General features: G+C 71.0%; 19 protein-coding genes. 16 read left to right on the top strand and 3 right to left on the bottom strand.

What is annotated here, in order from left to right; all coding sequences use genetic code 11:
- The first annotated feature begins 103 nt into the window (after positions 1-103).
- From AMK11_RS32215 to serA, 4 genes are all read left to right on the top strand, one after another.
- Positions 104-1,948, top strand: a complete 1,845-nt coding sequence (locus AMK11_RS32215; protein WP_198941509.1) for an acetolactate synthase large subunit — start codon at positions 104-106, stop codon at positions 1,946-1,948.
- A gap of 21 nt (positions 1,949-1,969) precedes the next feature.
- On the top strand, positions 1,970-2,494 hold the full coding sequence (gene ilvN / locus AMK11_RS32210; RefSeq protein ID WP_019329768.1) for an acetolactate synthase small subunit: 525 nt from the start codon (positions 1,970-1,972) through the stop codon (positions 2,492-2,494).
- Positions 2,495-2,633: 139 nt separating this feature from the next.
- Positions 2,634-3,632: a ketol-acid reductoisomerase gene (gene ilvC / locus AMK11_RS32205; protein ID WP_073731646.1), complete on the top strand. Its 999-nt coding sequence runs from the start codon at positions 2,634-2,636 to the stop codon at positions 3,630-3,632.
- 262 nt (positions 3,633-3,894) lie between these two features.
- Entirely contained in the window at positions 3,895-5,484 is a 1,590-nt protein-coding gene (gene serA, locus AMK11_RS32200; protein WP_073731645.1) for a phosphoglycerate dehydrogenase, read from the top strand.
- A 60-nt stretch (positions 5,485-5,544) separates the two neighbouring features.
- Here the strand turns inward: serA and AMK11_RS32195 are convergent, their stop codons facing one another.
- Positions 5,545-7,092 (bottom strand): MFS transporter, encoded by a 1,548-nt coding sequence (locus AMK11_RS32195; RefSeq protein ID WP_073731644.1) that lies wholly within the window; start codon positions 7,090-7,092, stop codon positions 5,545-5,547.
- Between the two features lie 83 nt (positions 7,093-7,175).
- Between AMK11_RS32195 and AMK11_RS32190 the strand changes: the two genes are divergently transcribed.
- Positions 7,176-7,760, top strand: coding sequence for a TetR/AcrR family transcriptional regulator (locus AMK11_RS32190; protein WP_073731643.1), 585 nt, complete (start codon positions 7,176-7,178; stop codon positions 7,758-7,760).
- Positions 7,761-7,766: 6 nt separating this feature from the next.
- Here the strand turns inward: AMK11_RS32190 and AMK11_RS32185 are convergent, their stop codons facing one another.
- Entirely contained in the window at positions 7,767-9,041 is a 1,275-nt protein-coding gene (locus AMK11_RS32185) for a PucR family transcriptional regulator (RefSeq protein ID WP_073731642.1), read from the bottom strand.
- A gap of 165 nt (positions 9,042-9,206) precedes the next feature.
- Between AMK11_RS32185 and AMK11_RS32180 the strand changes: the two genes are divergently transcribed.
- The 5 genes from AMK11_RS32180 to AMK11_RS32165 all read left to right on the top strand — a co-directional run bounded on the left by AMK11_RS32180 (position 9,207) and on the right by AMK11_RS32165 (position 14,728).
- Positions 9,207-10,133 carry a proline dehydrogenase family protein gene (locus AMK11_RS32180; protein WP_073731641.1) on the top strand — a complete coding sequence of 309 codons (927 nt, stop codon included), beginning with the start codon at positions 9,207-9,209 and terminating at the stop codon, positions 10,131-10,133.
- Positions 10,134-10,179: 46 nt separating this feature from the next.
- Complete coding sequence (gene pruA, locus AMK11_RS32175; RefSeq protein ID WP_073731640.1) at positions 10,180-11,820, top strand: L-glutamate gamma-semialdehyde dehydrogenase; 1,641 nt, start codon at positions 10,180-10,182, stop codon at positions 11,818-11,820.
- A gap of 308 nt (positions 11,821-12,128) precedes the next feature.
- Positions 12,129-12,260, top strand: a complete 132-nt coding sequence (locus AMK11_RS39035; RefSeq protein ID WP_079187824.1) for a hypothetical protein — start codon at positions 12,129-12,131, stop codon at positions 12,258-12,260.
- A 76-nt stretch (positions 12,261-12,336) separates the two neighbouring features.
- Positions 12,337-13,380 carry a 3-isopropylmalate dehydrogenase gene (locus AMK11_RS32170; RefSeq protein WP_073731639.1) on the top strand — a complete coding sequence of 348 codons (1,044 nt, stop codon included), beginning with the start codon at positions 12,337-12,339 and terminating at the stop codon, positions 13,378-13,380.
- A gap of 259 nt (positions 13,381-13,639) precedes the next feature.
- Positions 13,640-14,728 carry a branched-chain amino acid aminotransferase gene (locus AMK11_RS32165; RefSeq protein ID WP_073731638.1) on the top strand — a complete coding sequence of 363 codons (1,089 nt, stop codon included), beginning with the start codon at positions 13,640-13,642 and terminating at the stop codon, positions 14,726-14,728.
- Between the two features lie 59 nt (positions 14,729-14,787).
- Here AMK11_RS32165 and AMK11_RS32160 read toward each other — a convergent pair whose 3' ends face one another.
- Positions 14,788-16,233: a cytosine permease gene (locus AMK11_RS32160; RefSeq protein WP_107429765.1), complete on the bottom strand. Its 1,446-nt coding sequence runs from the start codon at positions 16,231-16,233 to the stop codon at positions 14,788-14,790.
- 144 nt (positions 16,234-16,377) lie between these two features.
- Here AMK11_RS32160 and ureA point away from each other — a divergent pair, with 144 nt between their 5' ends.
- The 6 genes from ureA to AMK11_RS32130 all read left to right on the top strand — a co-directional run bounded on the left by ureA (position 16,378) and on the right by AMK11_RS32130 (position 23,815).
- Entirely contained in the window at positions 16,378-17,076 is a 699-nt protein-coding gene (ureA, locus tag AMK11_RS32155) for an urease subunit gamma (RefSeq protein WP_073731637.1), read from the top strand.
- Positions 17,073-18,785 carry an urease subunit alpha gene (locus AMK11_RS32150; protein ID WP_073731636.1) on the top strand — a complete coding sequence of 571 codons (1,713 nt, stop codon included), beginning with the start codon at positions 17,073-17,075 and terminating at the stop codon, positions 18,783-18,785. Before ureA ends, AMK11_RS32150 begins: the two co-directional genes overlap by 4 nt.
- Before the next feature lie 32 nt (positions 18,786-18,817).
- The gene (locus AMK11_RS32145) at positions 18,818-19,837 is read left to right on the top strand and encodes an agmatine deiminase family protein (RefSeq protein ID WP_073731635.1); all 1,020 of its coding nucleotides are present in this window, start codon (positions 18,818-18,820) and stop codon (positions 19,835-19,837) included.
- Positions 19,838-19,847: 10 nt separating this feature from the next.
- Complete coding sequence (locus AMK11_RS32140) at positions 19,848-20,456, top strand: TetR/AcrR family transcriptional regulator (protein WP_073731634.1); 609 nt, start codon at positions 19,848-19,850, stop codon at positions 20,454-20,456.
- Positions 20,457-20,774: 318 nt separating this feature from the next.
- Positions 20,775-22,379, top strand: a complete 1,605-nt coding sequence (gene cimA / locus AMK11_RS32135; RefSeq protein WP_073731633.1) for a citramalate synthase — start codon at positions 20,775-20,777, stop codon at positions 22,377-22,379.
- 83 nt (positions 22,380-22,462) lie between these two features.
- A complete protein-coding gene (locus AMK11_RS32130) occupies positions 22,463-23,815 on the top strand; it encodes a hypothetical protein (protein ID WP_073731632.1) in 1,353 nt (450 codons plus the stop codon).

Genomic DNA, 23,815 nt, shown 5'->3' with positions numbered 1-23,815 from the left:
GAGGGGTTTTTTGTTGCACCAGCACCCCTGGACAACAGCCACACACCGCCCGAACCTCGCAAAACCCTCAGCGTCAACCCTCAGCATCGAGAAGAGAATGCCGATGACCGAGCAGGCCACCGGGGCCCATCACCCGCAGCCCCGGCCCCGATCCGGAGGACAGTCCGCCCCCGAGCACGTCACGGGTGCGCAGTCCCTCATCCGCTCCCTCGAGGAGGTCGGAGTCGACACGGTATTCGGCATTCCCGGCGGCACGATCCTCCCGGCGTACGACCCGCTGATGGACTCCACCAAGGTGCGCCACGTCCTGGTCCGCCACGAGCAGGGCGCCGGCCACGCGGCCACCGGCTACGCGCAGGCCACCGGCAAGGTGGGCGTCTGCATGGCGACCTCGGGACCCGGCGCCACCAACCTGGTCACCCCGATCGCCGACGCGCACATGGACTCCGTGCCGCTGGTCGCGATCACCGGCCAGGTGGTGTCGTCCTCGATCGGCACGGACGCCTTCCAGGAGGCGGACATCGTCGGCATCACCATGCCGGTCACCAAGCACAGCTTCCTGGTCACCAAGGCCGAGGACATCCCCCGGGTGATCGAGCAGGCGTTCCACATCGCCTCCACCGGCCGCCCCGGCCCGGTCCTGGTCGACATCCCCAAGGACATCCTCCAGAAGAAGACCACCTTCACCTGGCCACCGGTCATGGACCTGCCCGGCTACCGCCCGGTCACCAAGCCGCACGCCAAGCAGATCCGCGAGGCCGCCAAGCTCATCACCGCCGCCAAGCGCCCCGTGCTCTACGTCGGCGGCGGCGTGCTCAAGGCGCAGGCCACCGCCGAGCTGAAGGTCCTCGCCGAACTCACCGGAGCGCCCGTCACCACCACCCTGATGGCGCTCGGCGCGTTCCCCGACAGCCACCCGCTGCACGTGGGAATGCCGGGCATGCACGGTGCGGTCACCGCCGTCACCGCGCTGCAGAAGGCCGACCTGATCGTCGCCCTCGGCGCCCGCTTCGACGACCGCGTCACCGGCAAGCTGGACAGCTTCGCCCCGTACGCCAAGATCGTCCACGCCGACATCGACCCGGCCGAGATCGGCAAGAACCGCGCCGCCGACGTGCCGATCGTCGGTGACGCCCGCGAGGTCATCGCCGACCTCGTGCAGGCCGTCCAGAAGGAGCACAGCGAGGGCAACACCGGCGACTACAGCGCCTGGTGGAAGGACCTCAGCCGCTGGCGCGACACCTACCCCCTGGGCTACGACCAGCCCGAGGACGGTTCGCTCTCCCCGCAGCAGGTCATCGAGCGCATCGGGCGGCTCGCGCCCGAGGGCACGGTCTTCGCGGCCGGCGTCGGCCAGCACCAGATGTGGGCCGCGCACTTCGTGCAGTACGAGCAGCCCGCCACCTGGCTGAACTCCGGCGGCGCCGGAACCATGGGCTACGCCGTCCCCGCCGCCATGGGCGCCAAGGCCGGCGTCCCCGACCGCACCGTCTGGGCGATCGACGGCGACGGCTGCTTCCAGATGACCAACCAGGAACTGACCACCTGCGCCCTGAACAACATCCCGATCAAGGTCGCCGTCATCAACAACGGCGCCCTCGGGATGGTCCGCCAGTGGCAGACCCTGTTCTACAACCAGCGGTACTCCAACACCGTGCTGCACTCCGGCCCGGACGACGTCAACCCGGACGCCCGCGGCACCCGCGTCCCCGACTTCGTGAAGCTGTCGGAGGCCATGGGCTGCTACGCCATCCGCTGCGAGGACCCGGCCGACCTCGACAAGGTCATCGAGGAGGCCAACTCCATCAACGACCGCCCGGTCGTCGTGGACTTCATCGTCCACGAGGACGCGATGGTCTGGCCGATGGTCGCCGCCGGCACCTCCAACGACGAGATCATGGCCGCCCGGGACGTCCGCCCCGACTTCGGCGACAACGAAGACGACTGAGCGAGAGAGACCGAAGAGACCATGTCCAAGCACACGCTCTCCGTCCTGGTGGAGAACACCCCCGGCGTCCTGGCGCGGATCACCGCCCTCTTCTCCCGCCGCGGCTTCAACATCGACTCCCTCGCCGTCGGCGTCACCGAGCACCCCGACATCTCCCGCATCACCATCGTGGTGAGCGTCGAGGACTTCCCGCTGGAGCAGGTCACCAAGCAGCTCAACAAGCTGGTGAACGTGCTCAAGATCGTCGAGCTGGAGCCGACCCAGGCCGTCCAGCGCGAACTCGTTCTGGTGAAGGTGCGCTCCGACAACGAGACGCGCTCTCAGATCGTCGAGATCGTCCAGCTCTTCCGCGCCAAGACCGTCGACGTCTCCCCGGAGGCCGTCACCATCGAGGCCACCGGCAGCAGCGACAAGCTGTCCGCCATGCTCCGGATGCTGGAACCGTACGGCATCAAGGAACTCGTCCAGTCCGGCACGATCGCCATCGGCCGCGGCGCCCGTTCGATCACGGACCGCTCGCTGCGCGCACTCGACCGGTCCGCATAACAACGGAACCCGTCCGCACAACGACGGAAACGGGCGGCCGCGGACACCACCGGCCGCCCGCATTCCGAGACCCCGAGACTTCCCTTCCCCTCACCGGCATACGGTGGGACGCAACACCTGCACTCAAGGAGAGAACCCAGTGGCCGAGCTGTTCTACGACGCCGACGCCGACCTGTCCATCATCCAGGGCCGCAAGGTCGCGGTCATCGGGTACGGCAGCCAGGGCCACGCCCACGCGCTGTCGCTCCGCGACTCGGGTGTCGACGTGCGCGTCGGTCTGCACGAGGGCTCCAAGTCCAAGGCCAAGGCCGAGGAACAGGGCCTGCGCGTGGTGAGCCCGTCCGAGGCCGCCGCCGAGGCCGACGTCATCATGATCCTGGTCCCGGACCCGATCCAGGCCGAGGTCTACGAGAAGCACATCAAGGACAACCTGAAGGACGGCGACGCCCTGTTCTTCGGTCACGGCCTGAACATCCGCTACGGCTTCATCAAGCCCCCGGCCGGCGTGGACGTCTGCATGGTCGCCCCCAAGGGCCCGGGCCACCTGGTGCGCCGTCAGTACGAGGAGGGCCGCGGCGTTCCCTGCATCGCCGCCGTCGAGCAGGACGCCACGGGCAACGGCTTCGCGCTGGCCCTGTCGTACGCGAAGGGCATCGGCGGCACCCGTGCCGGCGTCATCAAGACGACCTTCACCGAGGAGACCGAGACCGACCTCTTCGGCGAGCAGGCCGTCCTGTGCGGTGGCACGGCCGCGCTGGTCAAGGCGGGCTTCGAGACCCTGACCGAGGCCGGTTACCAGCCGGAGATCGCCTACTTCGAGTGCCTGCACGAGCTGAAGCTGATCGTGGACCTCATGTACGAGGGCGGCCTGGAGAAGATGCGCTGGTCGATCTCCGAGACCGCCGAGTGGGGCGACTACGTCACCGGCCCGCGGATCATCACCGACGCCACCAAGGCCGAGATGAAGAAGGTCCTCGCCGAGATCCAGGACGGCACCTTCGCCAAGAACTGGATGGACGAGTACCACGGCGGCCTGAAGAAGTACAACGAGTACAAGCAGCAGGACTCCGAGCACCTGCTGGAGACCACCGGCAAGGAGCTGCGCAAGCTCATGAGCTGGGTCGACGAGGAGGCGTAAGCCTCACTGCCGGGGGCCGGGGCGACGCCGCTCCGGCCCCTTCGGTGAACCCGGGGTAACGTCGGAGGCACGGCGTTGTCCAACCCGTCCAGCCACGGACGGGTGATCCTTCCGCAGAGGCGCAGGACGACCCGCGTCACGCCACTAGACTGCTGCACAACATACGCGTCAGGCCCACAGCGTCGTGCGTCTTCCACGCGGCTCAGCGACACCGAATGCGGCCGTCGGGACGGCCGTCCGCATTGGACTTGTGAGGACTCACGTGAGCTCGAAACCCGTCGTACTCATCGCCGAAGAGCTGTCGCCCGCGACCGTGGACGCGCTCGGCCCCGACTTCGAGATCCGCCAGTGCAACGGCGCGGACCGGGCCGAACTGCTCCCCGCCATCGCCGACGTGGACGCGATCCTGGTCCGCTCCGCCACCAAGGTCGACGCCGAGGCCATCGCCGCCGCCAAGAAGCTCAAGGTCGTCGCCCGCGCCGGTGTCGGCCTCGACAACGTGGACGTCTCCGCCGCCACCAAGGCCGGCGTCATGGTGGTCAACGCCCCGACCTCCAACATCGTGACCGCCGCCGAGCTGGCCTGCGGCCTGATCGTCGCCACCGCCCGCAACATCCCGCAGGCCAACGCCGCGCTGAAGAACGGCGAGTGGAAGCGCAGCAAGTACACCGGCGTCGAGTTGGCCGAGAAGACCCTCGGCGTCGTCGGCCTCGGCCGCATCGGCGCCCTGGTCGCCCAGCGCATGTCGGCCTTCGGCATGAAGGTCGTCGCCTACGACCCCTACGTGCAGCCCGCGCGGGCCGCGCAGATGGGCGTCAAGGTGCTGTCGCTGGACGAGCTGCTGGAGGTCTCCGACTTCATCACCGTCCACCTGCCGAAGACCCCCGAGACCCTGGGCCTGATCGGCGACGAGGCGCTGCGCAAGGTCAAGCCGAGCGTGCGCATCGTCAACGCCGCGCGCGGCGGCATCGTCGACGAGGAGGCGCTGTACTCGGCGCTCAAGGAGGGCCGCGTCGCCGGCGCCGGCCTCGACGTGTACGCCAAGGAGCCCTGCACCGACTCGCCGCTGTTCGAGTTCGACCAGGTCGTCTGCACCCCGCACCTCGGCGCCTCCACCGACGAGGCCCAGGAGAAGGCCGGTATCGCCGTCGCCAAGTCGGTGCGCCTCGCCCTCGCCGGTGAGCTGGTCCCCGACGCGGTCAACGTCCAGGGCGGCGTCATCGCCGAGGACGTCAAGCCGGGCCTGCCGCTCGCCGAGCGCCTCGGCCGCATCTTCACCGCGCTCGCCGGTGAGGTCGCCGTCCGCCTCGACGTCGAGGTCTACGGCGAGATCACCCAGCACGACGTGAAGGTGCTGGAGCTGTCCGCCCTCAAGGGCGTCTTCGAGGACGTCGTCGACGAGACCGTGTCGTACGTCAACGCCCCGCTGTTCGCCCAGGAGCGCGGCGTCGAGGTCCGCCTGACCACCAGCTCGGAGTCCCCCGAGCACCGCAACGTGGTCACCGTGCGCGGCACCCTCCAGGACGGCGAGGAGGTGTCGGTCTCCGGCACGCTGGCCGGCCCGAAGCACCTCCAGAAGATCGTCGCCGTCGGCGAGTACGACGTGGACCTGGCCCTCGCCGACCACATGCTCGTCCTGCGCTACGAGGACCGTCCCGGCGTCGTCGGCACCGTCGGCCGCGTCATCGGCGAGGCCGGCATCAACATCGCCGGCATGCAGGTCGCCCGCGCGACGGTCGGCGGCGAGGCGCTGGCCGTGCTGACCGTCGACGACACGGTGCCCTCCGGGGTGCTGGCGGAGGTTTCGGCGGAGATCGGGGCGACGTCGGCCCGGTCGGTGAACCTCGTCTGATCCGACGTGACCTGGGGGCTGCCGCCCCCAGACCCCCGTTCGCCCTGAACGGGCTCGTCCTCAAACGCCGGACGGGCTGGGATGTCCAGCCTGTCCGGCGTTTTCCGTGCAGGCGTCCTCGCGTACCCGCACCCTCCGCAGCGTCACCGACGCCAGGACCGCCGCCCCGGCCAGCACCACCGCGCCCGCGATGGCCGCCGCGTGCATCCCGCTGGTGAACGCCTCCCGGGCCGCCGTCGCCAGGGCGTCCCCCGCGCGCCCCGGCAACTGCCCGGCGACGGCGAGCGCGCCGCCCAGCGTCTCGTGCGCCACCGCCGGCGCCGAGTCCGGCATCTCCTGCCGGTAGACCGCCGTGCCGATGGAACCGAGCACCGCCATCCCCAGCGCCCCGCCGAACTCCGCGCCCGTCTCCATCAGCGAGGACGCGGAGCCCGCCCGCTCCACCGGGGCGGCACTCAGCGCGAGGTCCATGATCTGGGACATCACCATGGTGACGCCGGAGGCGAGGACACCGCAGGCCACCAGCCCCAGCGCCAGCGCGTCCGTGTCCACCAGCATCAGCAGCGCGTAGCCGCACGCGGCCAGGCCGAAGCCCGCGGACACCACGTGGGCGCGGTTGACGCCGCCCTGCACCAGACGGGTGGCGAGCGGGGCCGCGAAGCCGATCGGCACCGAGGGCAGCAGCGCCCACAGGGCGGCCTCCAGCGCGCTCTTGCCCAGGACCGACTGGATGTACTGGGTGGTGAAGAACGCCGAGCCCATCATCGCGAACATCGTGACGAGATTGAGGACGACGGCGGGGGCGAAGCCGCGCCCGCGGAAGAGGGCGGGGGAGACCATCGGCGAGGCGGTGGTCCGCTGCCGGTGCACGAACAGGGCCGCGAAGAGCAGGCCGACGGTGACCGCCATGACGTAGCGGACGTGCCAGCCCTCGGACGGGATCTCCTTGAGGCCGTAGACGACCGGGAGCACCGCGGCCATCGACAGCGGAATGCTCACCCAGTCGAAGCGGCCCGGCGCCGGGTCCTTCGACTCCGGCAGCAGGAGCGGTCCCAGGATCAGGAGCAGGGCCATCGCCGGCAGGTTCACCAGGAAGACCGACCCCCACCAGAAGAACTCCACCAGCACCCCGCTCAGCACCGAGCCGAGGGCCACGCCGGCCGTCATCACGCCGGACCAGATCGCGATGGCCTGCGCCCGCTGTCCGGGGTCGGTGAAGAGCGAGCGGACCAGGGCCAGCGTCGACGGCATCAGCGTGGCGCCGCCGATGCCGAGCAGCGCGCGGGCCGCGATGAGCATCTCGGCGCTGTTCGCGTACGCCGCCGCCAGCGAGGCGGCACCGAAGGCGACGGCACCGATCAGCAGCAGCCTGCGGCGGCCGACGCGGTCGCCGAGCGAGCCCATGGTGATGAGCAGGCCGGCCACGGCGAAGGCGTAGACGTCGAAGATCCACAGCTGCTGGGTGCCGCTCGGAGCCAGGTCGGCGTTGATCGCCGGGATCGCGAAGTACAGGACCGACACGTCCATGGAGACCAGCAGCAGCGGAAGCATGAGAACGCAGAGCGCCGTCCACTCTCGACGGCCGGCACGGGGCGGGTTGGGTGTCATGCGAGCGACTATACGAGCGTCTTATACGGCTGTCTATGACGTATGTATAGGACGCGTGTATGGACCGGGGATAAGGTGGCCGCATGGGACACCGTGAGGATCTGCTCGCCGGCGCCAAGCGCTGCCTGCTGGAGAAGGGGTTCACGCGCACCACCGCGCGGGACATCGTCAAGGAGTCGGGGACCAACCTCGCGTCGATCGGCTACCACTACGGCTCCAAGGACGCCCTGCTCGTCCAGGCGTACATCGAGCTGGTGGAGGCGATGTCCGAGGCGTTCGAGGGGGACCCGGACGGCGACCTGCCGGGCGAGCCGGGCTCCCCGGAGCGGTTCACGGCCGTGTGGTCGAACATCATCGGGACCATGCGCGAGCCGGGCTCGCTGTGGCGGCTCAGCATGGAGATCGTCGCCATGGGTGACGAGCTGCCCCAGGTCAGGGAGCACCTGGCCCGGGCCCAGCGGGCGGGCGCGCGCGGTCTCGTCACGCTCTTCATGGGCGGCCGTGAGGAGGACGTCACGGAGGAGACCGTCGACACCCTCGGCGGCTTCTACGTCAGCCTGCTGATGGGCCTCATGGTCCAGTGGTCGTTCAGCCCGCAGGACGCCCCCGACGCCGACCGGCTCACCGAGGGGCTGCGTCAGGCGGTCGAGGGCTTCGGCAAGAGCTGACCCGGCTCACAGCCGGGCGCGCTTCAGCGCCATGTGCAGCAGCAGCCGGTCCTCCCCGTCGTCGAGGTCCAGTCCCGTCAGCTGCTCGACGCGGGACAGGCGGTAGTACAGGGTCTGGCGGTGGATGCCCAGCTCGGCGGCGGTGCGGCCGGCCTGGCCCGCGCAGTCCAGGTAGACCTCGGCGGTGCGGGCCAGTTCGCGGTGCGTGGAGACGAGCAGCACCCGTACGGCCGGATCGTGGGCCGACCGCGACGGCAGTGCGGTCAGCAGCCGGAACGCCCCGATGGACGTCCACTCGGCGACCGGTCCGAACCGGCTCTCGGCGCGCGCCGCCCGGGCCGACGCCGACGCCTCCTGCCAGGCGGCCCCCAGTTCCGCGAGGCCGGTGCGCGGGGCGGACACCCCGGCCGCCGTACCCGCGCCCGCCCGGGCCGCCGCCACCGCCCCGGCCGCCGACCCGCCGGTCCCCGCCGCCGCGCCCCGCGCCCGCTCCAGCAGCCGCCCCGCGGCCGACGTCGCGGGGGTCAGCACCTCCGCCGACCGCAGCCGCACCAGCAGCGCCAGCGACTGGGCCGAGGCGCCCCACGGCACGGTGCACAGCGCCGTCGCCCCCGGCACCGTACGGACCGACGGGGCGTCGTCGGGGTCGGCCGACGGCCAGGGCGCCACGCACACCACCGCGTGCGGGGTGTCCGCGCGGGCGCCGAGCGCGGTGCGCAGCTCGGCCACCGCCATGTCCCGCTGCCAGTCGCGCTCGGCGGTCAGCACCGCCCGCAGCTCCCGGCTCAGGTCGGCGCCGTGCTGCGCCTCGTCCGCGAGCAGCGCGCCGATCCGGCCGGTGACCTCCATGGCGGCCGTTAGCTGCCGATCGGTCGGGACGGGGTCGGTGTCCAGCAGCCACACGTAGCCGAGGACGACACCCCGATGGCGTACCGGCAGGCAGGTGCGTCCCCGGTAGACCCCCGCCTCAGGGGTCGGCGGGATGCGGACCGGGCCCTTGGCGCGGGTGATGCCGAAGCCCTCGAACCAGGCCCGGACGGCCGCGGTGGAGCGCCGGGTCAGGATCGAGCGGGTGCGCACCGGGTCCAGGACGGACGGATCGAGGTCGCCCTCGCTGTCGTAGGCGCCGAAGGCGATCAGCTCGAAGTCGCGGTTCTCCAGGGTCGCGGGGGCGCCCAGCAGCTCGGAGATCTCGTCGATCAGCTCCTGGTAGTCGCCACTGGGACCACCGGAGCCTGCGGAACCTCTGGAATCCGACGTCACCCGGGCATTCTGCCGCATTTGTGCGCTGCCTTCATACATCTGTCTGAGATCCGCCGCACGGATGCGTGACAGCTGTCGATGGCCCACGATCGGCGTCATCCTTAGATTTCACGGTGGTTCTCCGTGCCGTTCCCGAAACGTCGGGTGGACGGCCCTGTGTTGGTTGGTAAGTGGAGGTGCCCCGTGCTGGGTCCCGTGATTCTCGCCGCGTCGCGCAGCGACCGGATGCGTCGGCTGGTTTCCGCCGCGCCCGTGACCAAGCCGGTCGTCGACCGGTTCATCCCCGGCGAGACGGTCGATCAGATCGTTCCGATCGTCCAGGAGCTGACCGATCGGGGCCTGGAGCTGACGATGGACGTCGTCGGCGAGGACATCACCACCCCCGCGCAGGCCGAGGCCGCCCGCGACGCCTACCTGGAGCTGGTCGACCGGCTCAAGCCGCTGGACCTCGGCACCCGCGCCGAGATGTCCGTGAAGCTGTCGATGTTCGGTCAGGCGCTGGACGGCGGCCACGAGCTGGCCCTCGCCAACGTCCGCCCGGTCGTCGAGGCCGCCGCCGAGATCGGCACCACGGTCACCCTCGACGCCGAGGACCACACCACCCTCGACTCGATGTTCGCCATCCACGAGGAGCTGCGGAAGGACTTCCCGCAGACCGGCTGCGTCATCCAGTCCTACCTCTTCCGCACAGAGGAGGACGCGCGCCGCCTCGCCGCGGCTGGCTCTCGCGTACGGTTGGTGAAGGGCGCCTACAAGGAGCCCGCCGAGGTCGCCTACCAGCAGAAGCACGAGATCGACAAGGCGTACGTGCGCATCCTGCGGACCCTGATGGAGGGCGAGGGCTACCCGATGATCGGGTCGCACGACCCGCGTCTGATCTCCATCGCGCAGGAGCTGGCCCGGACCGCCGGGCGCAAGCTCGACGAGTACGAGTTCCAGATGCTGTACGGCATCCGCGGCGACGAGCACCTGCGGCTCGCCGCCGAGGGCCACCGCATGCGCGTGTACACCGCCTACGGCACCGACTGGTACGGCTACTTCATGCGCCGTCTGGCGGAGAAGCCGGCCAACCTCCGGTTCTTCGCCCGCTCGATGGTCAGCAAGGGCTGAGCCCACACCGCTCGCAACACCCGCTCAGTAAGGAGTAACGGCAACCATGGACGCTGTGACCCAGGTCCCCACCCCCGTCAACGAGCCGGTGCACGGCTACGCCCCCGGTTCGCCCGAGCGCGCCCGTCTGGAGGCCAAGCTCAAGGAGCTGGCCGACAACCCGGTCGACCTTCCGTGCACCATCGGCGGCGAGAAGCGGATGGGCGGCGGCGAGCGCTTCGACGTCGTGCAGCCGCACAACCACAAGTCCCGCCTGGGCACGTACGCGAACGCCACCCAGCAGGACGCCCAGGACGCGATCGACGCCGCCCTGGCCGCCGCCCCGGCCTGGCGCGCGATGTCCTTCGACGACCGCGCGGCGATCATCCTGCGCGCCGCCGAGCTGCTGTCCGGCCCGTGGCGCGAGACCATCGCCGCCTCCACGATGCTCGGCCAGTCCAAGACGGCCCAGCAGGCCGAGATCGACAGCCCCTGCGAGCTGATCGACTTCTGGCGCTTCAACGTCCACTACGCCCGCAACATCCTGGCCGAGCAGCCCCCGGCCAACTCCCAGGGCGTGTGGAACCGTATGGACCACCGCCCGCTGGAGGGCTTCGTCTACGCGATCACGCCGTTCAACTTCAGCGCGATCGCCGCCAACCTGCCCACCGCCCCTGCCCTCATGGGCAACGTGGTGGTCTGGAAGCCGTCCCCGACGCAGACCCACGCCGCCGTGCTGCTGATGCAGCTCCTGGAGGAGGCCGGGCTGCCCAAGGGCGTCATCAACCTGGTCACCGGCGACGGCATCGCGGTCTCCGAGGTCGCCCTGGAGCACCGGGACCTCGCGGGCATCCACTTCACCGGCTCGACCAAGACCTTCCAGCACCTGTGGAAGACGGTCGGCAACAACATCGAGAAGTACCGCACCTACCCGCGCCTGGTCGGCGAGACCGGTGGCAAGGACTTCCTGGTCGCCCACCCGAGCGCCGACCGCGCCGTGCTGAAGACCGCGCTGACCCGCGGTGCCTTCGAGTACCAGGGCCAGAAGTGCAGCGCCACCTCCCGCGCGTACATCCCGGCGTCCATCTGGAACGACGGCTTCAAGGAGGAGTTCGCCGCCGAGGTCGACTACCTCACCATGGGTGACGTCACCGACCTGTCGAACTTCATCGGCGCCGTCATCGACGAGCGGTCCTTCGCCAAGAACAAGGCCGCCATCGACCGGGCCAAGGAGGACGAGACCTGCACCATCGTCGCGGGCGGCTCCTACGACGACTCGGTCGGCTACTTCGTCCGCCCGACGGTCGTCGAGTGCACCGACCCGGAGAACGAGGTGTTCCGCACCGAGTACTTCGGCCCGTTCCTCGCGGTGCACGTCTACGACGACAGCAAGGCCGACGCGTACGACGAGATGCTGACCCAGATGGAGTCGGTGTCCGACTACGCCCTCACCGGGTCGGTCATCTCCAACGACCGCGCCGCGGCGGCGTACACGATGGAGAAGCTGCGCTACGCGGCCGGCAACTTCTACATCAACGACAAGTCGACCGGCGCCGTCGTCGGCCAGCAGCCCTTCGGCGGCGGCCGTGCCTCCGGCACCAACGACAAGGCCGGTGCCCCGCAGAACCTGATGCGCTGGACCCTGACCCGCGCCATCAAGGAGACGCTGGTCGCGCCGACCGACTACGCGTACCCGCACATGGGCTGACGCCTCCTCGGTATGCCCGCCGACGGGCCAGGTCACCCGACCTGGCCCGTCGGCGTTTGCACAGGTCAGTGCGGTGTGGTCGAGGCCGCTGTCTCAGATAGTAGGAAGTCCGAGTAATTGTGGAGACAGACGCTCCGCGCTCCCTTAGCTTTGTAGGAGCCGAACGTCCCGCTCGATCGAGCGAAGGGCGGTCGTGAGCCGGGCCCCGTGCAGGCAACCCCTGCGGCGCCGCGCTCCCCGCCCCTTCCGGCCTCTCGCAATCCCCTTTCTCCGCACCCTCGTGTGCTGTGCCGAAGGAGTCGATTCCCATGGCCGAGACCACCCTCCGCCGCCGAGTCCGCCACCTCTCCCGTACCAGCGACTCCGACCGCAAGAACGCCGCCGCCGCCCTCCAGCGCGCCCTCGACCGCCGTGACAACGGCGGCGCCACCGGCCACTGAGTCGTACGGGACGAAAGTGGCGTCCGCATGCCGGACGCCTCATGTCATCCCGTGGGACGAGGAGTAGGGTGCCGTCATGTCTCCCAGCATCAAACTCGCAGTGATTCCCGGTGACGGCATCGGCCAGGAGGTCGTGGCCGAAGGTCTGAAGGTCCTCTCCGCCGTCCTTCCCCAGGATGTGAAGCTGGAGACCAAGGAGTTCGACTTCGGCGCCCGGCGCTACCACGCCACCGGTGAGACCCTCACCGACGCCGACCTCGACGCCCTCAAGGCCCACGACGCCATCCTGCTCGGCGCGATCGGCGACCCGTCGGTGCCGTCCGGCGTCCTGGAGCGCGGCTTCCTGCTCAAGCTCCGCTTCGCCTTCGACCACCACGTCAACCTGCGGCCGAGCAAGCTCCTGCCCGGCGTCGCCACCCCGCTCGCCGGGCAGCCGGAGATCGACTTCGTCGTGGTCCGCGAGGGCACCGAGGGCCCGTACACCGGCAACGGCGGCACCATCCGCAAGGGCACCGAGCACGAGGTCGCCACCGAGGTCTCCGTCAACACGGCCTACGGTGTCGAGCGCGTCGTGCGCGACGCCTTCGCCCGCGCGCAGGCCCGTTCGCGCAAGAAGCTGGCGCTGATCCACAAGAACAACGTGCTGACCTTCGCCGGTCACCTGTGGACGAACGTCTTCAACAAGGTGGCCGCCGAGTATCCCGAGGTCACCACCGAGTACATGCACGTCGACGCGGCGACCATCTACCTGGTCACCCAGCCCGAGCGCTTCGACGTCATCGTCACCGACAACCTCTTCGGCGACATCATCACCGACCTCGCCGCGGCCGTCTCCGGCGGCATCGGCGTCGCCGCGAGCGGGAACATCAACCCGTCCGGCGACTTCCCGTCGATGTTCGAGCCGGTCCACGGTTCCGCGCCCGACATCGCCGGCCAGGGCAAGGCCGACCCCACCGCGACGGTCCTCTCCGTCGCCCTGCTGCTGCGCCACCTCGGCCACGAGACCGAGGCCGCCCGCATCGAGGACGCGGTCTCCGCCGACCTCGGCGAGCGCGTCGGCAAGCCCGCCCGCTCCACCTCCGAGATCGGCGACGCGCTCGCCGTACGAGTAGCCGGCTGACTCGGCGCGCTCGAAATCCAACCTCTGGAAGCCGCCGGGTCCGTAAAACAAGGCACCCGGCGGCTTTCTCCTGCGTCCGCCAGGTGCGACCATCGAACCCTGGGCCGCATTCACCCCGTTTCATGCGCCGTGGGCCGCGCGCGATAATCGAACGCGAAGCCGCGACATGAGGGAATGCTCGGACGTCCTAGCACCGGCCACCGGCCGTACGGGCGTGACAGCGGCCCGTCACAATCAAACCGGTGAAGGACATCAACCCATGACGACGCCCACGATCGAGCTCAAGCCCTCCGCCAACCCGCTCTCCGACGCAGAGCGCCAGGCGATCCTGGCCAACCCCGGGTTCGGCCGCCACTTCACCGATCACATGGTGACGATCAAGTGGACCGAGGGCCGAGGCTGGCACGACGGTCAGCTCGTGCCGTACGCCCCGCTCTCCCTCGACCCGGCCACCATGGTCCTGCACTACGCGCAGGAGATCTTCGAGGGACTGAAGGCCTACCGCCGGCCCGACGGCTCCGTCGCCACCTTCCGCCCGGAGAAGAACGGCGCCCGCTTCCAGGCCTCGTCGCGCCGCCTGGGCATGCCCGAGCTTCCGGTCGACACCTTCATCGAGGCCTGTGACGCGCTGGTGCGGCAGGACGAGAAGTGGGTCCCCGCGCACGGCGGCGAGGAGTCCCTCTACCTGCGTCCCTTCATGATCGCGACCGAGGTCGGCCTGGGCGTGAAGCCGGCCAACGAGTACCTCTTCCTCGTCATCGCCTCCCCGGCGGGCGCCTACTTCCCGGGCGGCGTCAAGCCGGTCTCCATCTGGGTCTCCGAGGACCGCGTCCGCGCCGTCCCCGGCGGCATGGGCGACGCCAAGACCGGCGGCAACTACGCCGCGTCGCTGCTCGCGCAGGCCGAGGCCGCCACCAAGGGCTGCGACCAGGTCTGCTACCTCGACGCGGTCGAGCACAAGTGGGTCGAGGAACTCGGCGGCATGAACCTGTACTTCGTGTACGGCGACAAGATCGTCACGCCCACGCTCACCGGCTCCATCCTGGAGGGCGTCACCCGCGACTCCCTCCTCACCGTCGCCCGCGACCTCGGGTACGAGGCCGAGGAGGGCCGCGTCTCCGTCGACCAGTGGCAGCGCGACTCGGAGAACGGCACCCTCACCGAGGTCTTCGCCTGCGGTACGGCGGCCGTGATCACGCCGGTCGGCACGGTGAAGCGCGCCGGCGCGCAGTGGCAGCAGAGCGGGGGCGAGACCGGTGCGGTGACGCAGCGGCTGCGTGACGCGCTGCTGGACATCCAGCGGGGTACCGCCGAGGACCAGCACGGGTGGATGCACCGGCTGGTCTGAGGCCCCGCCGTAGGGGCGGGCCTCGCTGGGGGCTGCCGCCCCCAGACCCCCGCTTCGGCCTAAACGGCCTCGTCCTCGAACGCCGGACGGGCTGAGTCGGCCACCCCCGGGCTCTGCCGAGTGCGAGCCCGGGGCTGCGGCAGGAGCACGTACACCACCCCGCCCACCAGCCCCGACAGCAGGAAGCTGCAGTCCACCCCGCCGGTGAACGCCAGCAGCGGACCCTCGTACGACGGCAGGGACACCGCCAGCACGCCGACCACCGCGCCCGCCGCCCAGGCCGCCGTGGCCGGGACGTTCCAGCCGGCGCGGTACCAGTAGGCCCCGCCTCGCGCCCGGCGGTTGAAGACCTGGAGCGCGTCGGCGTCGTACTCCCCGCCGCAGCGTATGAAGCCGATCATGGTGATGACCGCCCACGGGGTGCCGATCGCCGTCAGCAGCAGCACGAAGGACGTCATCGCCGACTGCGCGTCCCAGGCGTAGTGGCCGACGAAGACGCAGGCCGTGGCGACGACCGCGACGGCGCAGGTGGCCCGGGCCCGGGAGGCGCGCGGCAGGATGGCGTCCAGGTCCAGGCCCATGGAGTACAGCATCAGCCCCGCGTTGCCGACCGAGCCGGCGGAGGCGGCGAGCAGCAGCGGCACCAGGTACCAGGTGGGGGCCGCGTCGACCAGCGGGCCCGCGTAGTCCAGGGCGGCACGGGCGGCGTACGAGGTGAAGGTGCCGAAGAGCTGCGGCACCAGCAGGCCCAGCATCAGTCCGAGCCAGGTGGCGTGCAGCACCCGGCGGGAGGAGAAGCGGGCCGGGGAGATGTAGCGGGTGTAGTCGCCGAGCAGCGTGATGAAGGCGATCGGCCCGGACAGTCCCGCGGCCACGGCGGCCAGCAGCCACGTCGGCCAGAACCCGCCCAGCAGGTACCCGCCCGCCTCCGGCAGCGCGGCGGTGGTGAAGTCGGGGGCGTAGGCGATCACGCCGAGGACCAGCAGGGCGGTCATGCCGTAAGCCAGCACTTTGGACATGGCGAGCAGCACCCGGTAGCCGTAGACCGCGCCGGCGACGGTCGCCGCGGCGAGCAGCCCGTAGACGACGGCGTACGCGCCACCGCCCTGCGGCAGGCCGAAGAGCCGGCCGAGCACGCCCATCATCACGTCGCCGCCGATCCACACGGTCAGCGCGGTGTAGCCGAGGGCCAGGAGCAGCCCGACCACCGAGCCGACCAGCCGTCCGCGCACGCCGAACTGGGCGCCGGACGACGTGGACAGGTTGGTGCCGGTGCGCAGGGAGACCAGGGCCAGCGGCGCGGTGAACAGGGTGCCGACGACCGTGCCCGCCACCACCGAGCTGACCGACGCCCACCAGCCCAGGCCGAAGGACGGCGGCAGCCAGCCGAAGACGATCACGCCGAGACAGAGGTTGGAGCCCAGCAGGATCGAGACGAGGTCCCGCGGCCCGCTGGTGCGTTCCTCCTCGGGGATGGTGTCGACTCCGCGCTGTTCTATCGGCATGGCTGGTCTCCTTCGACGGCCGTCCACGGTTTAGAGCGACGCTCAATGTGACGTCCGCCCCGGCCGTCCGTCAATGGTTTCGTCGGCGGGAATCGATGTTTAGAGTGATGCTCTAATGTGTGGACGGCAAGGAGGTGCCACGTCGTGAGACTCACTCCCACGGAACGTGACCGGCTGCTGCTCTTCGGGGCGGCCGAGCTGGCCCGGGCCCGCCGCGCCCGCGGGCTCCGGCTCAACGTGCCGGAGGCGACCGCGCTGATAGCGGACACCGTGTGCGAGGCCGCCCGGGACGGCGCCCGGCTCGCCGAGGCGATCGAGCGCGCCCGCTCCGTGCTCGGCCCGGACGACGTGCTGCCCGGCGTCGCCGACGTGGTCACCGAGGTGCACGTGGAGGCCGTCTTCGACGACGGGTCCCGGCTCGCCGTCGTCTCCGACCCCGTCGGGGGCGGGCTGGGTCAGGAGGCGCCGGGCGCCCTGCTGCCCGGGCCCGACCACGCCGAGCCCGAGGCGGCGGTGCGCCTGCCGGTCACCAACACGGCGACCGTGCCCGTCTCCGTGACCTCCCACTTCCACTTCTTCGAGGCCAACCCGCGTCTCGACTTCGACCGCGAACGGGCCTACGGCATGCGCCTCGCCGTCCCCGCCGGGTCCTCGGTCCGCTTCGGGCCCGGTCAGAGCGCCGAGGTCGGGCTCGTGCCCATCGGCGGGCGGCGGATCGCCGTCGGCTTCGCCGGCCTGGTGGACGGGCCGCTGGACGCGCCGGGCGCGAAGGAGGAGGCGCTGCGGCGGGCCGCGGCCTGCGGATACCTGGGGATCACCACACCGGAAGGAGGCGGGCGATGAGCCGCTCGAAGGGACGCGAGGTCAGCGAGTCGATCCACGTCGACCCCCACGCCTACGCCGCCACCCACGGCCCCCGCGCCGGCGACCGCGTCCGGCTCGGCGACTCGGGGCTGGTGATCCGCGTCGAGTCCGACAGCCAGCTGCCCGGCGACGAGTTCCTCGCCGGCTTCGGCAAGACCGCCCGCGACGGACTGCACCTCAAGGCCGCCGCCGTCCGCGAGACCTGCGACGTCGTGATCAGCAACGTCGTCGTGATCGACGCCGTCCAGGGCATCCGGAAGGTGTCGATCGGCATCCGCGAGGGGCGGATCAGCGGCATCGGGCGGGCCGGCAACCCCGACACCCTCGACGGGGTCGACGTCGTGGTCGGCACCGGCACCACCATCGTGTCCGGCGAAGGGCTCATCGCCACCGCCGGAGCCGTCGACACCCACGTCCACCTGCTCTCCCCGCGCATCATGGAGGCCTCGCTCGCGTCCGGCGTGACGACGATCATCGGGCAGGAGTTCGGCCCGGTGTGGGGCGTCGGCGTCAACTCGCCCTGGGCGCTGAAGCACGCGTTCGGCGCCTTCGACGCCTGGCCGGTCAACATCGGTTTCCTCGGCCGGGGTTCCGCCTCGCACGACGCGCCGCTGATCGAGGCGCTGGCCGAGGGCGGCGCGAGCGGCTTCAAGGTGCACGAGGACATGGGCGCCCACACCCGCGCCCTCGACACCGCCCTGCGCGTCGCCGAGGAGCACGACGTCCAGGTCGCCCTGCACAGCGACGGACTGAACGAATGCCTCTCCGTCGAGGACACCCTCCGCGTCCTGGAGGGCCGCACCATCCACGCCTTCCACATCGAGGGCTGCGGCGGCGGACACGTCCCGAACGTGCTGAAGATGGCCGGCGTGCCCAACGTCATCGGCTCCTCCACCAACCCCACCCTGCCCTTCGGCCGGGACGCGGTCGCCGAGCACTACGGCATGATCGTCTCCGTCCACGACCTCAAGACCGACCTGCCCGGCGACGCCGCCATGGCCCGCGACCGCATCCGCGCCGGGACCATGGGCGCCGAGGACGTGCTGCACGACCTGGGCGCCATCGGCATCACGTCGTCGGACGCGCAGGGCATGGGGCGCGCCGGCGAGACCGTCCGCCGCACCTTCGCCATGGCCGGCAAGATGAAGGCCCAGTTCGGCGCCGACGGGGACGACGACAACGAGCGCGTCCTGCGGTACATGGCCAAGCTGACCGTCAACCCCGCCATCGCCCACGGCCTGTCCCACGAGGTCGGCTCGATCGAGGTGGGCAAGCTGGCCGACATCGTGCTCTGGCGCCCGGACCACTTCGGTGCCAAGCCGCAGCTCGTCCTCAAGTCGGGCTTCCCGGCGTACGGCGTGGTCGGCGACCCGAACGCGGCCACCGACACCTGCGAACCGCTCGTCCTGGGCCCGCAGTTCGGCGCGCACGGCGCCACCCCGGCCGAGATATCGGTGGCCTTCGTCGCGCAGGCTGCCCTCGACCAGGGCAACGACACCATGCCGACCCGACGGCGCCGGGTCGCGGTGCGCGGCACGCGCGGCATCGGCCCGGCCGACCTGCGCCTGAACTCCCGTACCGGCGCGGTCGACGTCGACCAGCGCACCGGACTCGTCACCCTCGACGGGGACCCGCTGCGCTCCGACCCGGCCGATTCCGTCTCGCTCAACCGCCTCTACTTCCTCTGACGTACGTTCCTCCGACCTCCTGGGACAACTCCATGACCTTCCGTATGCCCCCCGAGTGGGCCCCGCACGAACGCACCTGGATGGCCTGGCCCGGCCCCAACCCGACGTTCACGAACGACGAGGAGCTGGCCGAGGCCCGTGCGGCCTGGGCCGCCGTCGCCCGCGCGGTGCGCCGTTTCGAGCCGGTGACGGTGGTGCACGGGCCCGGCCAGGGCGACGGGGCGCGCGAACTTCTCGGTCCGGAGGTCGACCTGGTGGAGCGCGAGCTGGACGACGCCTGGATGCGGGACATCGGCCCGACCTTCGTGACGGACGGGCAGGGCGGGCTGGCCGCCGTGGACTGGGTGTTCAACGGCTGGGGCGCCCAGGACTGGGCCCGCTGGGAGCACGACTCCAAGATCGCCCGCCATGTCGCCGACCTCACCGGTGCCCCCGTGCTGGGCAGCACGCTCGTCAACGAGGGCGGCGCGATCCACGTCGACGGCGAGGGCACGGTCCTGCTGACCGACACCGTCCAGCTCGGCTCCGGCCGCAACCCCGGCTGGAGCCGCGAGGAGGTCGAGACGGAGATCCACGCCAAGCTCGGCACCACCAAGGCGATCTGGCTCCCGCACGGCCTGACCGGCGACTACGGCATGTACGGCACGCAGGGCCACGTCGACATCGTCGCGGCCTTCGCCCGGCCGGGCACCGTCGTCGTGCACAGCCAGCGCGACCCCGGCCACCCCGACCACGCCCGTTCACAGATGTACCTGGAGATCCTCCGCGGCCAGACCGACGCCAGGGGCCGCCGCCTGGAGGTCGTCGAGGTTCCCGCCCCGACCGTCCTGAAGGACGAGGAGGGCGACTGGGTCGACTACTCGTACATCAACCACTACCTGTGCAACGGGGGCGTCGTCCTGTGCGCCTTCGACGACCCGAACGACGAACTCGCGGCGGGCATCTTCCGCCGCCTGTTCCCCGAGCGCACGGTGACGCTCGTGGACGCGCGTACGATCTTCGCGGGCGGTGGAGGCATCCACTGCATCACACAGCAGCAGCCGAGGATCTAGGAGCGCGGACATGGCCGGTGGTGGGCGCAGACCGGCCCCGCCGCGCGAGGACGTGCTCGCCGCCGCCATGGAGATGATCGCCGAGCGCGGCCTGGAGAAGCTGACCATGGCGGCGCTCGGCCGCGACGTCGGCATGAGCAGCGGCCACCTCCTCTACTACTTCCACTCCAAGGACGAACTGCTGCTGCGCACCCTGGAGTGGAGCGAGGGCCGCCTCGGCGCGGAACGCGGGCGCCTGCTCACCCGCGCCGGCACCGCCCGCGAACGCCTCGACGCCTACGTCGACCTGTACGTCCCCGAGGGCCACCGCGACCCGCACTGGACGCTGTGGCTGGAGGTCTGGAACCGCTCGCAGAGCGCCGCCGTCGAATCCGACGCCCGCGACCGGCAGGCCGCCATCGAGGGCGCCTGGCACCGCGACCTGGTCGCGCTGCTCGCCGAGGGCGTCTCGCGCGGCGAGTTCCGGCCCGTCGACCCCGACCGCTTCGCCTCCCGGCTGCGCGCCCTCCTCGACGGCTTCGCCATCCACGTGGCGATCGGGCTGCGCGGCACGGACCGGACGCAGGTGCTCGGCCACGTGCGGGAGTTCCTGGCCGACGGGCTCTACGCCGAAGCCTGAGCCTTCGGTTCCGGACGGACGTTGCTCGCATCCTGAGACGGACGGTGAGCAGGGGGACGGACTGTGCCAGACTGCCACCGTGCTCTCGTTCGCCATGATTATTGGCAGCAGGCGCGCCGGTCCGCAGTGACCACCACGTACGACCAGGTACGGGTGGACACCGTCGTCCTCGACCCGCGCGCAGACCTCTCGCACCCGCGAGAGGTTTTTCGTTTTCCTGGCCCACCCCCAGCCGGGAAGAGAGCGCGAGGGATCATAGACGGACGGTGGAACCGGTCATTCCGGTAGACCGAGATCCCATACAGGAGCCTTCAGATCATGACCGCAACCAGCGAACTCGACGATTCGTTCCACGTCTTCGACACCACCCTGCGCGACGGCGCGCAGCGCGAGGGCATCAACCTCACGGTCGCGGACAAGCTGGCCATCGCACGGCACCTGGACGACTTCGGCGTGGGCTTCATCGAGGGGGGCTGGCCCGGCGCGAACCCGCGGGACACCGAGTTCTTCTCCCGCGCCCGCCAGGAGATCGACTTCCAGCACGCCCAGCTGGTCGCCTTCGGCTCCACGCGCCGCGCGGGCGCCACCGCCGCCGAGGACCACCAGGTCAGGGCGCTGCTGGAGTCCGGCGCCGAGGTGATCACGCTGGTCGCCAAGTCCCACGACCGGCACGTCGAGCTGGCGTTGCGCACCACGCTCGACGAGAACCTCGCCATGGTCGCCGACACGGTCTCCCACCTCAAGGCCCAGGGCCGCCGGGTCTTCGTCGACTGCGAGCACTTCTTCGACGGCTACCGCGCCAACCCCGAGTACGCCAAGGCGGTCGTACGCGCCGCCTCGGAAGCCGGTGCCGACGTCGTCATCCTGTGCGACACCAACGGCGGCATGCTGCCGGCGCAGATCCAGGCCGTGGTCGCCACGGTGCTCGCCGACACCGGCGCCCGGCTCGGCATCCACGCCCAGGACGACACCGGCTGCGCCGTCGCCAACACCCTCGCCGCGGTCGACGCGGGCGCGACCCACGTGCAGTGCACGGCCAACGGCTACGGCGAGCGCGTCGGCAACGCCAACCTGTTCCCGGTCGTGGCCGCGCTGGAGCTGAAGTACGGCAAGCGGGTGCTGCCGGAGGGCCGGCTGCGCGAGATGACCCGTATCTCCCATGCCATCGCCGAGGTCGTCAACCTCACGCCCTCCACCCACCAGCCCTACGTGGGCGTCTCCGCCTTCGCGCACAAGGCCGGGCTGCACGCCTCCGCCATCAAGGTCGACCCGGACCTGTACCAGCACATCGACCCGGAGCTGGTCGGCAACACCATGCGGATGCTGGTCTCCGACATGGCCGGCCGCGCCTCCATCGAGCTCAAGGGCAAGGAGCTCGGCATCGACCTCGGCGGCGACCGCGAGCTGGTCGGCCGGGTCGTCGAGCGGGTCAAGGAGCGGGAGCTGGCGGGCTACACCTACGAGGCCGCCGACGCCAGCTTCGAGCTGCTGCTGCGCGCGGAGGCCGAGGGCAGGCCGCTGAAGTACTTCGGCGTCGAGTCCTGGCGCGCGATCACCGAGGACCGCCCCGACGGCTCCCACGCCAACGAGGCCACGGTCAAGCTGTGGGCCAAGGGCGAGCGCATCGTCGCCACCGCCGAGGGCAACGGCCCGGTCAACGCCCTGGACCGGTCCCTGCGCGTCGCCCTGGAGAAGATCTACCCGGAGCTGGCCAAGCTCGACCTGGTCGACTACAAGGTCCGCATCCTGGAGGGCGTGCACGGCACCCAGTCCACCACCAGGGTCCTGATCTCCACGACCGACGGGACGGGGGAGTGGTCCACGGTCGGCGTCGCGGAGAACGTCATCGCCGCCTCCTGGCAGGCCCTGGAGGACGCGTACACGTACGGGCTGCTGCGGGCGGGGGTCGAGCCGGCGGAGTGAACCGGATACCGGGTCGGTTTCGCGGGCGGTTTCCCCTTCCGCGCTGATGTCTTATTGACGTCGATTCGGGTACTTTCGAACGTATGAAGGACGCACGCGTTCGAGTCCTCATACGCCTCCTGGTCGCGCCGGTCGTCGCCGCCCTGGCGGTGCTGATGGCCGGTGCGCCCGGCGCACAGGCGGCCACCGACGTCTCGGAGATCGGCGCGGCCCTGCGCGAGAGTCCCGTGTACGTCGACCCGGCCGCCACCGACCTGCTGTCGCAGTCGGACGCCGAGGCGCTCGCCGACAAGATCGAGGACGCGGACGAACCCGTCTTCGTCGCGGTCCTCCCGGCCGGCTACCCGACCGAGAACCTCTTCCAGAACCTGCGCACCGAGACCGGCATCACCGGCCTGTACGGCGTCCGGCTCGGCGACCGGTTCGACGCGCGCGCGGACAGCAGCGTGCTGAGCCGCCAGGGCGTGGACAACCTCGTCACGGCCGCGCAGGGCGCGGGCGATGCCAAGGCCCAGCTCAACGACTTCGTCGACGACGCGCTGCGCAGCGTCCGCGGCTCCGCCCCGGCGTCCTGGGACTCCGGCGGCGGCGGTTACGTCTCGACGGGCGCCCTGATCGCCGCGGGCGCGGTCGTGGTGGCCGGCGGTGCGGGCCTCTACGCGGTCTCGCGGCGCAACCGGCGCCGTCGCGAGGAGGAGCAGCGGGAGTCGCTGGAGCGGCTTCGGGTCGTGGTCGACGAGGACATCACCGCGTTCGGCGAGGAACTGGACCGGCTGGACTTCCACCCCGGCGAGCCGGGCGCCGACGACGCGATGCGCACCGACTACGAACGCGCCCTCGACGCCTACGAGCAGGCCAAGACGTACATGGCGGACGCCCGCAAACCGGAGGACGTCCGCGGCGTCACGCAGGCCCTGGAGGACGGCCGCTTCTCGCTGGCTCAACTCGCCGCCCGCCGTGAGGGCAGGCAGCTGCCCGAACGCCGCCCGCCCTGCTTCTTCGACCCGCGTCACGGTCCCTCGGTCGCCGACGTCACCTGGACGCCGCCCGGCGGCACCACCCGCCAGGTCCCGGTCTGCGCGGCCGACCGGACCCGGCTGTCCGAGGGGCGCGACCCGGCGATCCGCGAGGTGGACACCGAGTACGGCCGCCGCCCCTACTGGGACGCGGGCCCGGCCTACGGCCCCTGGGCGGGCGGCTACTTCGGCGGCGGCATCCTGCCCGGCCTGCTGGTCGGCACGATGCTGGGCAGCATGATGGCCGGCCCGGCCTACGGGGCGGGGTACGGCGCCGGGTACGGCGACTTCGGTCACGAGGGCGGCGACGTCTCCGGCGCCGACTTCGACCCCGGCGACTTCGGCGGCGGATTCGGCGGCGGAGACTTCGGCGGTGGCGGCGGCTTCGGGGGCGGCGGGGACTTCGGCGGAGGCTTCTGA

Source organism: Streptomyces sp. CB02414 (genome assembly GCF_001905385.1).
In the GTDB taxonomy this organism is placed as follows: domain Bacteria; phylum Actinomycetota; class Actinomycetes; order Streptomycetales; family Streptomycetaceae; genus Streptomyces.
This window is presented reverse-complemented; position numbering and strand designations above follow the sequence as displayed.

Bases quoted from the DNA above. Each gene is read 5' to 3' on its own strand.
- AMK11_RS32215 (WP_198941509.1), top strand. From the start codon at position 104: ATGACCGAGCAGGCCACCGGGGCCCATCACCCGCAGCCCCGGCCCCGA.
- ilvN (WP_019329768.1), top strand. From the start codon at position 1,970: ATGTCCAAGCACACGCTCTCCGTCCTGGTGGAGAACACCCCCGGCGTC.
- AMK11_RS32195 (WP_073731644.1), bottom strand. From the start codon at position 7,092: ATGACACCCAACCCGCCCCGTGCCGGCCGTCGAGAGTGGACGGCGCTC.
- AMK11_RS32190 (WP_073731643.1), top strand. From the start codon at position 7,176: ATGGGACACCGTGAGGATCTGCTCGCCGGCGCCAAGCGCTGCCTGCTG.
- AMK11_RS32185 (WP_073731642.1), bottom strand. From the start codon at position 9,041: ATGCGGCAGAATGCCCGGGTGACGTCGGATTCCAGAGGTTCCGCAGGC.
- pruA (WP_073731640.1), top strand. From the start codon at position 10,180: ATGGACGCTGTGACCCAGGTCCCCACCCCCGTCAACGAGCCGGTGCAC.
- AMK11_RS39035 (WP_079187824.1), top strand. From the start codon at position 12,129: ATGGCCGAGACCACCCTCCGCCGCCGAGTCCGCCACCTCTCCCGTACC.
- AMK11_RS32170 (WP_073731639.1), top strand. From the start codon at position 12,337: ATGTCTCCCAGCATCAAACTCGCAGTGATTCCCGGTGACGGCATCGGC.
- AMK11_RS32165 (WP_073731638.1), top strand. From the start codon at position 13,640: ATGACGACGCCCACGATCGAGCTCAAGCCCTCCGCCAACCCGCTCTCC.
- AMK11_RS32160 (WP_107429765.1), bottom strand. From the start codon at position 16,233: ATGCCGATAGAACAGCGCGGAGTCGACACCATCCCCGAGGAGGAACGC.
- AMK11_RS32150 (WP_073731636.1), top strand. From the start codon at position 17,073: ATGAGCCGCTCGAAGGGACGCGAGGTCAGCGAGTCGATCCACGTCGAC.
- AMK11_RS32145 (WP_073731635.1), top strand. From the start codon at position 18,818: ATGACCTTCCGTATGCCCCCCGAGTGGGCCCCGCACGAACGCACCTGG.
- AMK11_RS32140 (WP_073731634.1), top strand. From the start codon at position 19,848: ATGGCCGGTGGTGGGCGCAGACCGGCCCCGCCGCGCGAGGACGTGCTC.
- cimA (WP_073731633.1), top strand. From the start codon at position 20,775: ATGACCGCAACCAGCGAACTCGACGATTCGTTCCACGTCTTCGACACC.
- AMK11_RS32130 (WP_073731632.1), top strand. From the start codon at position 22,463: ATGAAGGACGCACGCGTTCGAGTCCTCATACGCCTCCTGGTCGCGCCG.